Annotated in this window: 10 protein-coding genes; 8 read left to right on the top strand and 2 right to left on the bottom strand. The window is 62.2% G+C overall.

Annotated elements, in window-relative coordinates:
* Nucleotides 1-6: 6 nt before the first annotated feature.
* The 8 genes from QZ298_RS02020 to QZ298_RS01985 all read left to right on the top strand — a co-directional run bounded on the left by QZ298_RS02020 (nt 7) and on the right by QZ298_RS01985 (nt 13,016).
* Nucleotides 7-1,452, top strand: a complete 1,446-nt coding sequence (locus QZ298_RS02020) for a RagB/SusD family nutrient uptake outer membrane protein (protein ID WP_296005054.1) — start codon at nt 7-9, stop codon at nt 1,450-1,452.
* 18 nt (nt 1,453-1,470) lie between these two features.
* Complete coding sequence (locus QZ298_RS02015) at nt 1,471-2,076, top strand: fasciclin domain-containing protein (protein WP_296005053.1); 606 nt, start codon at nt 1,471-1,473, stop codon at nt 2,074-2,076.
* 26 nt (nt 2,077-2,102) lie between these two features.
* Complete coding sequence (locus QZ298_RS02010) at nt 2,103-3,638, top strand: hypothetical protein (RefSeq protein WP_296005052.1); 1,536 nt, start codon at nt 2,103-2,105, stop codon at nt 3,636-3,638.
* Between the two features lie 66 nt (nt 3,639-3,704).
* A complete protein-coding gene (locus QZ298_RS02005) occupies nt 3,705-5,510 on the top strand; it encodes a glycoside hydrolase family 71/99-like protein (protein WP_296005051.1) in 1,806 nt (601 codons plus the stop codon).
* Entirely contained in the window at nt 5,507-7,846 is a 2,340-nt protein-coding gene (locus tag QZ298_RS02000) for a TIM-barrel domain-containing protein (protein ID WP_296005050.1), read from the top strand. The genes QZ298_RS02005 and QZ298_RS02000 overlap by 4 nt, the downstream gene beginning before the upstream one ends.
* A gap of 12 nt (nt 7,847-7,858) precedes the next feature.
* Complete coding sequence (locus QZ298_RS01995) at nt 7,859-10,489, top strand: glycoside hydrolase family 2 TIM barrel-domain containing protein (RefSeq protein ID WP_296005049.1); 2,631 nt, start codon at nt 7,859-7,861, stop codon at nt 10,487-10,489.
* Nucleotides 10,490-10,493: 4 nt separating this feature from the next.
* Nucleotides 10,494-11,396, top strand: coding sequence for a sialate O-acetylesterase (locus QZ298_RS01990; protein WP_296005048.1), 903 nt, complete (start codon nt 10,494-10,496; stop codon nt 11,394-11,396).
* Nucleotides 11,397-11,402: 6 nt separating this feature from the next.
* Nucleotides 11,403-13,016 (top strand): hypothetical protein, encoded by a 1,614-nt coding sequence (locus QZ298_RS01985; RefSeq protein WP_296005047.1) that lies wholly within the window; start codon nt 11,403-11,405, stop codon nt 13,014-13,016.
* A 205-nt stretch (nt 13,017-13,221) separates the two neighbouring features.
* Here the strand turns inward: QZ298_RS01985 and buk are convergent, their stop codons facing one another.
* On the bottom strand, nt 13,222-14,289 hold the full coding sequence (buk, locus tag QZ298_RS01980; protein ID WP_296005046.1) for a butyrate kinase: 1,068 nt from the start codon (nt 14,287-14,289) through the stop codon (nt 13,222-13,224).
* 114 nt (nt 14,290-14,403) lie between these two features.
* On the bottom strand, nt 14,404-15,309 hold the full coding sequence (locus QZ298_RS01975; protein ID WP_296005045.1) for a phosphate acyltransferase: 906 nt from the start codon (nt 15,307-15,309) through the stop codon (nt 14,404-14,406).
* Between the last annotated feature and the right edge of the window lie 81 nt (nt 15,310-15,390).

Below are 15,390 nucleotides of genomic sequence, written 5' to 3'. Positions count from 1 at the left end.
ACAACCATGAAAAGACATATCATCATTCTTGCCGCCGCTCTTTCGCTGGGTGCTGTCGGGTGCGAGTCGTTTCTCGACGAGCAGCCCGTCAGCGAAGTGCCTGCCGACAACATGTGGCAGACCTCGCGCGATGCCAAGGCGGGGGTAAACCAGATCTACGGATTTTTCCGTACGACGATGCGCGAGAACTATTTCTACTGGGGCGAATTCCGTTCGGACAACCTTGCGCCGGGCGCTTCGTCGGCTGCCGATCAGCAGCGCGTGATCGACAACCAGCTGACGACCGATCATCGCTGCACGCGGTGGAGCGACCTCTACAAGGTCATCAACCAGGCCAATCTCTGCATCAAGTACATCCCCGGCATCGACACGCCCTCGGTGGCCGAACGCAACGATCTGCTGGGGCAGGCCTATGCCATGCGTGCGCTGGCCTACTTTTATGCTGTGCGCGTGTGGGGCGATGTGCCGTTGTTTGTCGAACCTAACGAGAAGTATAGCGAGAGCATCTACCGCGAACGCACCGACAAGGAGTACATTCTCCGCGAAGTGGTGCTCGAAGATGCCAAGAAAGCCGAAGCGCTCATCGACCGCACGAAGAACAAGGAGCGCAAGCGCATCTCGGTCTATGGAGCGTGGGCGATCATGGCCGACGCCTACATGTGGCTGGGCGAATACAACCTGGCCGACCAGACCATCGAGAAGATGAAGGGCGATCCCTCGTTCATGGCTTTCGAGCCGAGCATCGACATGTGGAAGAAGATGTTTACCGAGGAGCTGAACGGCAAGGCCAGCGACAACACGCCCGAGAACGACGACTACTCGACCAAGGAATTCATCTTGGTGGTGCACTTCAACATGGACGAGGTGGGAACCAACGGTTTCAGCTACATGTACCAGTGGTTTACCGGTTCGGGCAATCGTGCCGGGGTCGTCTCCGAGGCGCTGCGCAACAAGTTCGACCAGGCCAACGATCTCCGTTTTCCGCTGGTAACCAAGGAGTACCAGGCGGGTTGGGAGTTGCGCAAGTACATCCCGGGCGACATTTCATCGACGCTCAACAAGACGTGCCAGGTGGCTTATCCGATCTACCGCTACTCCGACATGCTGCTTTTGCAGGCCGAGGCGCTGGCCCGGCTGAGCAAGTGGGAGGAGGCGCTCGACCTCGTGAAGCAGATCCGCACGCGGGCCGGGCTGGAGACGCCCGAGGCCTCGTCGTTCGCCACGGAGGACGAGTTGGTCGACTTCATCCTCGACGAGCGTCAGCGCGAACTGGCGGGCGAAGGCCGCCGTTGGTTCGACCTGGTGCGCACGGGACGCTGGAAAACGGTCATGGGGCCGATCAACGGCTGCTCGGAGGAGGGCAACGAACTCTTCCCGATCCATTTCTCGCACCTGGATCAGAACAAGGCGCTGACGCAGAATGCCTACTATGCAACGCAAACTCAAGAATAACCACCAAAACGAACAATCATGTTTAAGCATATCATTCATAAATTGTTGCTGCTGCTGGCGGTCGCCGCGATCGCGGGGTGCAGCGACATGAAGTTGCAGACCGATGCCGACTACGACGCCTCGGTGCTCGATCCCCATATCGACATGACGGCGTGGGAGTATCTGGAGTCGCGCAGCGATATCTTCTCCAAGTTCATGGCGGCCGTGGAGTACGCCGACATGAAAGCCTACTACACGCAGACCGAACGCGCCTATACGTTTCTGGTGTTGACCGACGGTGCCGTGAACAACTTTGTAGGCGCGCTGGGCTGCACGACCGTCGAAGAGTGCCCGGTCGAGGAGGTGCGCAACCTGATCCGCTACCATATCATCGACGGCGAGTACAGCAGCTACGGCGATCTGCCCGTGGAGCCGATCTTCGTGCTGACGCTCCGCCGCGGCGAAGAGGGCTTGATGACGATGCTCACGCGCAAGAACCCCTGGATGGCCGATGCCGGCAAGGTGGTCGTCAACAACACGGGCAGCAACGGCAGCTCGCCCATGCGTCTGGCTGTCAGCTCGAACATCATGCCCACCAACGGCGTGGTGCATGTATTCGACAATTATTGTTACTACAAAAAGTAACCGATGAACCTTAAAACAAGAACGTTATGAACAAAAATAGAATCATCGTCCTGCTGGCGTGGCTCCTGGGAGCCGTGTCGCTGGCGGCTTGCTCGGAGGATGACGGTCTCGATCCTTCGTCGTCGGAACCCGTGGTGGCCTATCCTTACGATACGCTGGTCGCCGACCTCAACATGGTGGACAACCTGCCCGTGGTGGCGGTGGTAAAGTCCGAAGCGGGACTGCGGAGCGTGGCGCTCACGATCCTCACGTCCGAGGGCGAGCAGGTGCCTGTGACGACCGTCACGGAATTCTTCAACCCCAAGAGTTACAGCCTCTCGGAGACGATAAACTACAAGTCCGACTACGTGCAGGCCGTGGTAACGGCCGAAGACCTGCTGGGCCGCCGTGCGGAGGCTGTCCTGCCTATCGAGATCATCGATGTGGTCGAACCCCCGATGATCGTCTTCACGCCCGAGAGCTGGGAGTATGACGAAACCATAGGCGGCGAGCTGCCCAACACCCGGTTTACGGTTACCAGCGAGGTGGCGCTCAAACGTATCGAGATGTTCCGCGTTTCGGTCGAGGGCCAGACCCAGTACGGCGGGGCCGTCACGGGCGGCGACACCGATCCGTGGACGCGCTACGAATTCGACGCGCTGATCGCCTACGGCGAGAACGACCGCAGCTTCCGCGTGCGGGCCGTGGACGTCTACGACCAGGTGCGCATCGTCTCGCTGCCGGTCAAGTACAAGACCGTGCCGCCGCCGACGGTGGTGCCCGCGGCGGAGACCATCGTTGCCGAGCGCAACGAGCGCAAGGCCGTGCCGCTGACGATCGAATCGATGGCCGGCGTGGTAAAGGTCGAACTCTTCCTCAAGAAAGGCAAGACCGTGGCGACCGAACCCGTGCTGACGAAAGAATATCCCGACAAGCTCAACAACCTGGCCTTTGCCGAGGAGATCGAATTTACGGATGACGTTTCGGGCGTTCGCGCCGTGGTAACCGACAACGTGGGCCGCTCGACGAGCGTCGACATCAAGGCGCTCGTGGGCATGGAATTGGCCGAAAACGTAGTGATGGGCGCCAAGGGCTATTCCGACGGCAACGCTTCGCGTCCGGGCATCTACTCGTTCTTCTCGCTCAAATACATGAAGGGGTTGGCGCTCTCCGAGATCGTGGCCAATAAGACCGACACGAGCGTCGATGCCGACTGGCTGTTCTACGACATGAACGGCAACGTCCGCATCTATTTCCCCGGCGGCAACAAGGCAAGCGAGTATGCCTACGCTTCGGGCACGTCGAAAGACTTGCCGCAGGTGCAGACCCGCTATCAGTTGCGCAACGATATCGACTTCGAGAACGCCACGGCTGCAACGATCGCCGAGCAGGTCATCGCCGAGCAGGTGGCGTCAACCGAATTGACCGGCTTGCAGGCCGGCAATGTGATCGCCTTCAAGACCGGCACCAAGTCGTCGGCCGGCGGAGGACGCGTGGGATTGATCAAGATCGTCGATTATACGAGGAACACCAATACCTCGTTGTCGACTTTCACGATCGTCGTGAAGTTCCCCAAGAAATAGAAGTTTTTTAGGGAGTTTTCTGACCTTCAGGCCGGAAAACTCCCTGTTTTTCCGATAACGTTTTTTATGAAACCTTTCCGCCTGCTTTTGTTCCTGGCGCTCCTGTGGGCGTCAGGACTTTCGGCGCAGAACGGCAAGAAAGTCTATGCCGACTACCACGGCGTGCGTTATACGCGCGCCCACGATGGTAAATTGGGCCGTTGGGAGATGCACGCCGACACGCACAAGTCGCAGACCGGACGTGCGCGGCTGTGCTACAACGCCGATTTCTGCGACTCGCTCGGCCGCCGCGACATCGCCGCTGCGGCCTATCCTGCGATCGGCATGCACTCCGACCTCGACCCCCATGCGATCGAATACCGGATTCTGGCAGCCAAGGCTGCGGGGGTCGACGGTTTTTTTGTCGAGTGGGGCTTCATGGGGCACGAGAACGACCTCCTGCTGCGGGCTATGCAGCCCGTGGCGGCGAAGTACGGCTTCGAAATCGGGGTCAACTGGTGCGACGGATGGCTTTACTACGATTGGATCACGCGCTTGCACCCCGAAATCGCGACCCGCGAGCAGAAGACCGAGCACTTTGCCCGCTGCTGCCAGTATCTGGTCGACGAGGTGTTCTCCGGGCCGACGGCTCCCACGGTCGGCGGACGTCCGGTGTTCTATCTTTTCGGGCCGGGCGCTACGCCCGAGGAGTATGCCCGTGCCGCGGCGCAGGTGCGTTTGCCCGAGGGTATGGCGCAGCCGGCCGTGCTGCGCCGCTGGGCGGATTGGGGTACGCTGGAGGAGGATCGTTATGTGCCGGTGCGCTGGAGCGACGAAATCGAGGCCTGGTGCCGCCTGGGGACGATCCCCACGGCTTGGCTGCCGGCCCGCGTGAGGTCTCGGGATGCGGAGCATGCTGCGTGGGATAATTATGCCGTTTCAGACGACTGCATCGAGTTCATGAAGCCGTTTCGCGATTCGATCTGGCTGAGTGCCGATCCCGCCTTTACGGTCAAGGCCGGTTTCGTGACGCCGGGGATGGACAACCGCGGCTGTGCCGGCTGGGGGCGTCAGCATTTCTTTTGCATTCCGCGCGACGAGGGGCGCACCTACGAGCGGATGTGGGATTTCTGCATGGCTTCGCGCGACAGCCTCGACATGGTCTTCATCGCTTCGTGGAGCGACTACACGGAGGGTCACGAAATCGAACCCACGGTGGAAAACGGCGACCGCGAACTGCGCACCACGCTGCGCTATGCGTCGTTGTTCAAGGAGTGCCCGGCCGATGAGACGGGGCTGGAGCTGCCGGCGCAACTTTTTGCATTAAGGAAGCGCAGCGCCCTGCTGGCGGCGGCGAACCGCAAGACTATCGACGGGGATGCGCTGCTCGATCGGGCGGCCCACGGCATGGCCGAGGGACGGTATGCCGAGGCGAAACAGCTGCTGACAGACGCCGGGGTGCTTTTCGGGGCTGCGGAGGCCAAGTTGAAACGTCGTTTGCTCGATGTGGCGACGGCCGATCTGCGTTTCAGCAGCGAAGCCGCATGGGGTGCCTGGAGCGCCGATCCCGAGTTGAAGGTCTGCTTCCCGGCGTGGGCGCTCGGACCGTTGATGACGGCGCGCACCCATACGGGCTATTTGGAGTTCGAGTATTTCGACGGGGAACCCGACAAACGGTTCGCGTTCGTCTATTCGCGCACGGAGCGGCAACCCAAGGAACTGTTCGCCACGGTGGCGAAATTCCGCACCGACGGAACGGGGACGTGGCGGCGCGTGCGCGTGGAACTGGCTCCCGAAAACGTGCTTTATGATATGACGCCCGGCTTCACTTTCCTGTTCAAAGGGCCGGTGAAGGTGCGCGATATTTCGTTTCATTATACCTTGATAAAATGATGGGCCGACGATTGTTGCTGTTCGCCCTGCTGGCTGTGGGCGGCTGTGGAAATGTTTCCCGCGAGGGTAGCGTGTTCCGTTTCGAGGAGCGGGGGATGAGTTGCTCCGTGGAGTTCCGTTCGGAACGGGCGGTGCGCATTCTGGTGCTGCCCGATACGGCGAGCCTTGCGACCCGCCGGCTGGCGACCGTGCCGTCGGACGATCCTGTGGCGGTGCGGTATACGGCGTGCGAGGAGGGTTATGCGTTCCGTACGGCGCGCCTGGAGGTGCGTTATGATCGGACGTCGGGCCGCTTCTCGTTCTACGATCCGGCGCGGGGGTGTCTGCTGCTCGAAGAAGACGAGCGCAGCTTCGTGCCCGATACGGTAGGCGGCGAAGCGTGCTATGGGGTGGTGCAGCGTTTCCGCTCCACGGAGGAGGAGTCGCTCTATGGACTGGGCCAGTACCAGACCGGCGGCGTGGATCGCAAGCGCGATACGGTGCTGCTGTTGCAGGCCAACAAGGAGATCGTCAACCCCTATGCGGTGTCGACGCGCGGTTACGGCGTGCTGTGGGACAATCCTTCGGCGTCGGAGTTCCGCGACGCAGGCGCGTGTTTCGAGTTCGAGTCGGAGGTGGCCGATGCGGTGGACTACTGGTTCGTGCGGGGCGACGACCCGGCCGACTGCGTGAGGGGTTACCGCGAGCTGACCGGTGCGGCGTCGCTGCCGCCCAAATGGGTCTTCGGATTCTGGCAGTCGAAGGAGCGCTATAAGTCGTTCGACGAACTGGAGGAGGTCGTGCACGAATACCGCCGGCGGAATATTCCGCTCGACGTCATCGTGCAGGACTGGGAGTATTGGGGCGATAAGCCCCGTTGGAATGCGCTGCTGTGGGATTCGGTGCGGTTTCCGGAGCCGGCCCGGAGCATCGCGCGGCTGCACGAGACCGGCGGTGTCCGGCTGATGCTTTCGGTGTGGCCGGGCTTCGGGCCGCAGACGGCCGTATACCGTGACCTGGAACGGGCCGGGGCGCTTTTCGACGAGCGCACGTGGGCCGGCTATAAGGTCTTCGATGCGTTCGATCCCGCGGCGCGCGACATCTTCTGGGAGCATTTCAGCCGGGGCCTGCTGTCGACCGGCGTCGACGGTTGGTGGATGGACGCCACCGAACCCTCGTTCCGCGAGGGTTTCACGCAGCGGCGTCAGGAGGAACGCACCAAATCGGCCGGACGCACGGCCTGGGGAGCCTTCCATCGTTATCTGAACGCCTATTCGCTGGTGTGGATGGGCGACTTGTACGAGCGGTTGCGCCAGGCGCAGCCCGAGCGGCGGCCTTTTCTTTTCACGCGTTCGGCTTTCGCCGGGCAGCAGCGCTACGGCACGGCCGTGTGGTCGGGCGACGTGGTGGCCTCGTGGGAGAACTTCCGGCGTCAGCTCGCCGCAGGCGTGGGGCTTTCGGCCTCGGGTTTTCCGTGGTGGACGGTCGATGCGGGGGGCTTCTTCGTGAAGAGCAACGGCGGCCCTTATCCGCGCGGGCTGAACGATCCGGACTACCGCAACCTTTATGCCCGCTGGTTCCAGTTCGCGGCGTTTCTGCCGATTTTCCGTGCCCACGGTACCGATGTGCCGCGCGAGGTGTGGCGGTTCGGCGACGAACGGAGTGCCGAATACATCAACCAGTTGAAATATATTGATTTGCGTTATCGGCTGATGCCGTTCATCTATTCGGCGGCCCGCGGGGTCGCCGCCGAGGGGGCCTCGATGATCGAGGCGCTCGGCATGGCTTTTCCGGCGGATCGCGCCGTAGCCCGGGCCGACGAAGCCTTTCTGTTGGGCGGCGCGCTGTTGGTGCGCCCCGTTTTCGAGCCGCTGCCTGCCGGCGCTGAACGTCAGCAGGTGGAGACCTTGTTGCCGCGCCACGAGGGGGTGTGGTGGTACGACTTCTTCACGGGCCAGGCTTGCCGCGGCGGCGAACGGGTTGTCGCAACGTGCGACTTGACCGAATTGCCGCTCTACGTGCGCGGCGGGTCGATCGTCCCGATGGGCGAGGCGAAACGTTCGGCCATGGAGCGGCCCGACACGACGCTCGAAATCCGCATTTATGCCGGCGCCGACGCCCGGTTCGCGCTCTACGACGATGCGGGCGACGGCTTCGGGTATGCGGAGGGAGAATACGCCCTCGTGCGGCTGGCGTGGGACGATGCTGCGGCGACGCTGCGGATCGCCCGCCGCGAGGGGGCCTACGAAGGTATGGCCCGCAGGCAGCGGTTGATGCTGCGGCTTTTCCGACCCGGCATGCCGCCTGCGTGCCGAACGATGGAGTATGCGGGCGAACCGCTGGAGTGTACATTTTAACGAATCGACGATATGAAATTCTTCCTTGCTTTTTTCTTGGCGCTCGGGTCGCTCGTGCAGCTCTCGGCGCGTGAAAAATATACGATCAACGAGGCATGGCGCTTCAGCCGGGGGGCTTCCCACGACGCGTTCCTCCCCGGAGCCGACGACAGCCGGTGGGAGGTCGTCGATCTGCCGCATACGTGGAATGCGCAGGATGCCGACGATGACGTGCCGGGCTACTATCGCGGGCCGGGGTGGTACCGCAAACGGCTGTTCCTGCCCGAAAGCATTGCGGCCAAGCAGGTCTATCTGTGCTTCGAGGGCGTGAACCAGACGGCCTGCGTCTGGGTAAACGGCCATTTTGCGGGCCGGCATGCAGGCGGCTACACGCGTTTCGCGCTGGACATCACGCGCTGGGTCGTGCCGGGCGAGAATCTGGTGGCCGTGGAGGCCGACAACCGCCACGACCCCGACATGCCGCCGCTCTCGGCCGACTTTACCTTTTTCGGCGGCATCTACCGCGACGTGAGCCTGCTGCTGACCGACCGGGTGCATGTGGCGCCCGTAGATATGGCCTCGTCGGGGGTTTACCTGACCACGCCCGAGGTTTCGGCGCACGAAGCGACGGTCGATGTGCGTACGGTCGTGGCGAACCGCGGCGGGGAGCCTGCGTGTGTGCGGCTGGAGCATCGGATCATGGCGCCCGACGGCCGTCGGGCTGCGGTTGCGGACACGCTGCTGACGGTGCCCGCCGGGCAGGTCGTGGAACCCGTGTGCCGGGGCATACGGATCGAGGATCCGCAGCTGTGGGACATCGACGAACCGAATCTCTACCGCGTCCTTACGCGTCTTGTCGCCGAGGACGGGACAGAACTCGACTGCGTGTCGAATTCGCTGGGCCTGCGGTGGTTTGCGTTCGATCCCGACGCAGGATTCTCGCTCAACGGACGTTCGCGCAAGCTGCTGGGCACGTGCCGCCACCAGGACTACGAGGGGCGCGGCTGGGCGTTGCCGGATGCCATGCACGAACGCGACATCCGGCTGCTCAAGCAGATGGGCGGCAACTTCCTGCGCATATCCCACTATCCGCAAGATCCGGTGGTGCTGGAGATGTGCGACCGGCTGGGGATCGTGGCCTCGGTGGAGATTCCGGTGGTCAATGCCGTCACGGAGAGCGACGCCTTTCTGGACAACGCGGTGCAGATGGCCCGCGAAATGATCCGCCAGGACTTCAACCATCCGTCGGTAATGATCTGGGCCTACATGAACGAGGTGCTGCTGCGTCCGCCCTACAAGGACGAACGCGAACTGGCGGTCTACTATAAGGCGGTCGAGCGCGTGGCCCGGGCGCTGGAGGAGGCCGTGCGTGCGGAGGATCCCTCGCGTTACACCATGATGGCCTATCACAATGCGCCCGAAGCCTATGCTGCGGCGAACCTCACGCGCATACCGATGATTCAAGGCTGGAACCTCTACCAAGGGTGGTACGAGAAGGACATTACGCGCTTCGAGCAGATTCTCGACCGGCTGCATGCCGAATACCCGGACAAGGTGCTGATGGTGACCGAATACGGGGCCGACGTGGATCAGCGCGTCCATTCGTTCGCGCCCGAGCAGTTCGACTTCTCGCAGGAGTACGGTCTGCTCTATCATCGCCACTACCTGCGCGAAATCGAGCGCCGGCCTTTCGTGGCCGGGTCGTCGGTGTGGAACCTCAACAGCTTCTATTCGGAGCCGCGCGCCGACGTGGTGCCCCATGTCAACAACAAGGGATTGACGGGCCTCGACCGCGAAAAGAAAGATACCTACCTCTTTTATAAGAGCCGGCTCAATGCAGAGCCGCAGCTGCTGATCGGCAACCGTTGCTGGGAGAACCGCGGCGGGGCCGACGACGGCCGCGGCCGCTCGGTGCAGCCGGTGCCGGTGTTCTGCAACCGGCAGACGGTAACGTTGACGCACAACGGCCGCAAGTTGGGTACGAAACGTCCCGAGGGCGGCGTGGCGATGTTCGACGTGCCGTTCGTCGATGGCGAAAACCGTCTCGTCGCCACGGCCGGCGCGCTGACCGACGTCCTGACGGTGGATTTCCGTCTGGTGCGGGCCACGCCGACCGCGTTTACCGAGTTGAACGTGATGCTCGGCTCGCCGCGCTATTTCGACGACCGCGCAGCCGGTACGGCGTGGATTCCCGAGCAGCCTTACGTTCCGGGCAGCTGGGGCTATGCGGGTGGCCGCATATTGCGCCGCGAGGGCACGGGCTGGCTCGGCACGGCGGCAGACATCCGCGGCACGGCGTGCAACCCGTTGTTCCAGACCCAGCGGGTCGGTATCGAAAGGTTCTGCGCCGATGTGCCCGACGGCACCTATTCGATCTATTTCTATTGGGCCGAACTGGATGCGGACGGCGAACGCGCGAAACTGGCCTACAATCTGGGGGCCGACGATGCGGGCACCCGTTATCGGGGGCGCCGCTTCGATGTGACGGTCAACGGCACCTGCGTTTTCGAGAACTTCTCGATCGCCGAGGAGGTCGGATTCGCCCGGGCGCTGGTGCGCAAGGTCGAAGTGACGGTAAGCGACGGCAAGGGCATACGGATCGACTTCGAGCCGCGGGAGGGCGAGGCGGTGCTCAACGCCATACGGATCTATCGCAACCATTGAGGCCATGAGGCGGCTATGGATTTGCGGCCTGCTGTTGCTGTGGGCGTTCGGAGCGGCGGCGCAGACGGTATATGTGCCTTGGAACGCCCGCCGGACACTGCGCTGCACAACGGCGCAGGGACGTGAGCTGCGGCCTTGCCGGATGCGGGGCGATACGCTCGACCGGCAGGGCGTGCGTTTCGTGCGGCTGCTGCGGTTGCAGATCGTGCTTTGCATCGGACAGTCGAACATGGCGGGCCGCGGCCCGCTCGACGCTGCGGCCCGTGATACGGTGGCCGGCGTGTGGCTTCTCGATGCCGAAGGGCGCTTCGCACCGGCCGTCGAACCGCTGAACCGCTATTCTACGGTGCGCAAGGAACTGGGCATGCAGCAGGTGGGGCCGGCGGGCGGTTTTGCATCGGCGTTCGTCGGGATGACGGGGCGGCCGGTGGGGCTGGTCGTGAATGCGCGCGGCGGCACTTCGATCGACGAATGGATCGGCCCGAAAGGGCAGCTGCTCGATGCAGCGCTGGCCCGCCTGCGTGCCGCGCAGGAGTGGGGCGAGGTGGTCGGCGTGCTGTGGCACCAGGGCGAAGCCGATGCGGCGCATCCGCAGCGCTACGAAGCGTGCCTGCGTCTGCTTGTGGAACGTTTGCGTGCTGAGCTGAACGATCCGCGTTTGCCGTTCGTATTCGGCCAGATCGCCCGGTGGAACTGGACGCGGCGTCCCGAAGGTACGGCGCCGTTCAATGCGATGCTGCGCGGGCTGCGTCTGCCGCACACGGCGTGCGTCGGCTCGGAGGGACTGGAACCGATGAAAGATGAGAGCGATCCCCATTTCTCGGCGGCGAGTCAGCGCGAATTGGGAAGACGTTATGCCGCAGCCTTATTGCGATTGCAAGAAATGAATAAACTAACCGAAAAATAGATGAACATGATGAAAACTAAATGGATGCTTTTGGCGCTGTGCGGCTGTTTGGGCTTCGCTTGTGCCGACGACAATTTGACTCCGGACGACGAACGACCCGGAACGGGCGAAAAGGAAGAATACAGCTATACTGCGGTCGAATTCCGCCGGCTGGTAAACGGTTCGTTCCGCGGCTGGACGACCTGCGAGGCGATTGCGGGAGGCGAGGTGGCCGACGCCACGCAGACCCGCACCGTGGCAGGCATGAACCGCTTCCGACCGGTGGATTTCCATGTCGAAACCCCCTGGGGCGGACGCCTGGACTACGGTACGCCGCAGACGGTGCGGGGTACGGAGGGCTATTTCCGGGTGGCGCAGGCCGACGGTCGCTGGTATTTCCTCGATCCCGACGGCGGGGCGGTCATTCTTCACGGCACGCAGCACGTGCGTCCCTATCACATGGACGACACCCCTACGGCCGAGCATGAAGCAGGCTACAAGGCGCGTTTCGGGACGGATGCGGCGTGGAGCGCCGAGACGGGGCGTATGCTGGCCTCCTATGGGATCAACTACATTTCGTACGGCGCCAAGCGCATCGCGCGTTTCCCCGACGACATCCGCGACAACCTCCTCTCGCCTGAATATGCGGCACCCGGCAGCATTTCGGGCCGCCGGAAGATCGCCTATGGCGAAAACCTCTATCTGCTGCGCACGTTTATGTGGGACATGACCTCGAAGCTGGGCTACGACAAGGCTTTCGATACGGGCAAATACAATCGTCTCGTGCTCGTTTTCGAACCCAAGTTCAAGGAGTATGTCGAGCAGCTGGCGCAGGAGAAGTGCGCCGACTTCGTGGGCGATCCGCATTTCGTGGGCTACTATCTGGACAACGAACTGCCGTTCGTGGCCTACGAGAACAGCAGCAACACGCTGGGCGTCGAGTTGAAGCATTTCCTCTCCCTGCCCGACACATACAGCGGCGCTCGTGAATTCGCGCGCGACTTCATGACCCGCGAGGGAATTGCTTCCGAGTCGGCCATCACGCCGGCCCACCGCGAGAAATTCCGTGCCGAGGTGGCTGAAAACTACTTCCGCATCACGACTGAAGCGGTGCGCAAGGCCGATCCGCAGCATCTGATTCTGGGCGCGCGTCTGCACGACTGGAGCAAGTATACGCGGGGCATCGTCGAGGCCTGCGCCCGCTATTGCGACGTGGTGTCGATCAACTACTATGCCCGCTGGCAGCCCGAACCCGGCTTCATGGCCGACCTGGCGATGTGGTGCGGCGACCGGCCCTTCATCGTGTCGGAATTTTATGTCAAGGCGGCGGATGCGGCCTACAAGGGCCGGCCCTATGTCAATACCGACGGCGGCGGCTGGCTGGTACGTACGCAGAAGAACCGCGGCGAATTCTACCAGAACTTCTGCCTGCGGCTGTTGGAGACGCGCCGTTGCGCCGGCTGGATGCACTTCGAATATGCCGACGGATACCAGGACGGCCGCGGCACGAACAAGGGACTGGTGTCGGTGGAGTATCAACCCTACACGGAGTACTTGGCGATGATGAAGACGCTGCATGACAACTTGTATGCGCTGGCGTCGTACTACGACGATGCTGCCGAAGCCGATACCGATCTCTGATGCAGCCGACATAAGAAAACAACAACCCGGGAATTCGTTCCCGGGTTGTTGTGTAGGATAAGAGGTCGAAAAGTCTTGAATGCGAGCCGGCTTATGCCGCCTATGCTGACTTGAGCCAGTCGTGCAGACGCGCGCCCAGAATCAGATGTTGCGGATCGGCCTTGCGCATCGTTGCGGTCATGATGAGTTCCGACGTCCGGATCGTTTACTCGTAGATTTTGGGTTGGATGACCCCGCGCAGGACAACCAGGGCATTGATGGCCAAGGCCTCCAGCTCGTTTTCCCCGGGGTAGACCGAAACGGGGGCGATGAACGAACACCGTTCCCGAATGGCATCGACGATCTGTTCGTTGAATGCGATGCCGCCCGTAAGCAGGATGCCGTCGACTTGGCCGGCCATAGCAGCGGCCATGGCGCCGATCTGTTTGGCAATGTTGTAGCACATGGCGTCGAGCACCTTGCGGGCACGTTCGTCGCCCTGCTGGATGCGTTCCACGACCTGAATCACGGAGTTGGTGCCGAGCAAGGCGACCAAACCGCCCTTGCTGGAGATGAACTTGAGCAGCTCCTCCTTGGTGTATTTGCCGGAGAAGCAGGTTTTTATCAATTCGGCAGAGGGAATGTTGCCGGCACGGTCGGGCGCGAACGGCCCGTCGCCGTCCAACGCGTTGTTGACGTCGACGATGCGGCCTTGGCGGTGCGCCGCCACGGAGATGCCGCCGCCCATGTGGGCGACGATGAGGTTCGACTTCTCGTAGATGCAGCCGCTGCGCTCGCAATGCAGACGGGCGATGGCTTTCTGGTTGAGGGCGTGGAAGATCGGTTTGCGCGGGCACATGGGCATGCCGGTAATGCGGGCTACGTCGTCCATCTCGTCGACCACGGGAGGATCGGCAATGTAGGCCTTGACTTTGGCCATGTGGGCGATCTGTGCAGCGAGCAGTCCGCCGAGGTTGCAGGCGTGCTTCATCTGTGCGTGGCGCAAGTCGTGGCGCATGCGCGAATTGACTTCGTAGACGCCTGCCGTGACGGGGCGGATCAGGCCGCCGCGGCCGATGACGGCCGACAACTCCTTGATGTCGAATCCGTTGTCACGAAGCGTGGAGAGGATCAGCCCGCGGCGCCAGTCGAGCTGGTCGATGACGTCGGCGAAGCGCGAAACTTCTTCGGTAGTGTGGCGCAGGGTGAGTTCCAGCAAAGGCCGCTCCTCTTCGTAGAGGGCGACCTTCGTGGAAGTTGAGCCGGGATTTATCGCTAATATTTTGAATGCCATAGGTCTCGGTTCGAAATTGGAATTCGGAGGTTTGCAGTGTCGGGGCGTCGCGCCCGGCCTTTCTGCGCTGTGCCGCAGGACGACGCAGCGGGCCGGTCGGGCACCCGGAAACGTCTATTTCGCGGCCAGGCAGGCCAGAGCGATGGAGTAGAGCTTGGTCTTGCTGCTGTCGCCGCGCGAGGTAAGCACGCACGGAACTTTGGTGCCCATGACCATAGCGGCCAGTTCGCCTCCGCAAAGGTGCGTCGTCGACTTGAAGAAGACGTTGGCCGACTCGATGTTGGGGAACAGCAGGCAGTCGGGATCGCCGGCAACCGACGAACCCTTGACCTTCTTATGCTCGGCTACCTCCTTGAAAAGCGCGACGTCGAGCGACAGCGGGCCGTCGACGATCACGTTGCCCAGCTGGCCGCGGTCGCCCATCTTGGCCAGCAGCGCTCCCTCGGTCGACGAGACGACGTTGGGCAGCACTTGCTCCGAAGGTGCGATGCAGGCGATCTTGGGAGTCTTGATGCCCAGCAGGTTGGCCGTCTGCGCGAGGTAGCCGATCTGCTTCATCTTCTGCTTGAAGTCGGGCAGCGGAATGACGGCTACGTCGGACATGACGATGAGCTTGTGGTAGCAAGGCATTTCAGAGATCGAAACATGGCTCAACACGCCTTTCGGGGGGAAAAGTCCTGCCTCCTTGTTGAGGATGCCGCGCATGTATTTGTCGGTCGAAACAAGGCCTTTCATCAGTACGTCGGCTTCGCCGGCCACCACAGCGGCCACGGCCAGCTGCACGCACTTGACGTCGCTCTTTTCGTCGACGATGCGGAATGCGTTGATGTCGATGTTGTTGTCGCGGCAGACCTGCTCGATGACGGCCTGCTCGCCGAAGAGCGTCGGCTCGACCAGCCCTTCCCGGTAAGCCTCGTAGACGGCTTCCAGCGTATGCGAATCCTGGCCATAGGCGACGGCCAAACGTTTCTTGCCTTTCTTTCTCGCTTCCTCGACGATTTCTGTAAGATGTTGGATCATGGTTATTTTTTGTTTTTTCGGTTATTATTTATGGAATTATACTTTTCATGTCGTAGGCTGCCGTAGCCTGCGGAGCGCGCG

Origin of the sequence: uncultured Alistipes sp., from assembly GCF_910580175.1 — a bacterium.
Classification (GTDB): Bacteria; Bacteroidota; Bacteroidia; order Bacteroidales; family Rikenellaceae; genus Alistipes.
This window is presented reverse-complemented; position numbering and strand designations above follow the sequence as displayed.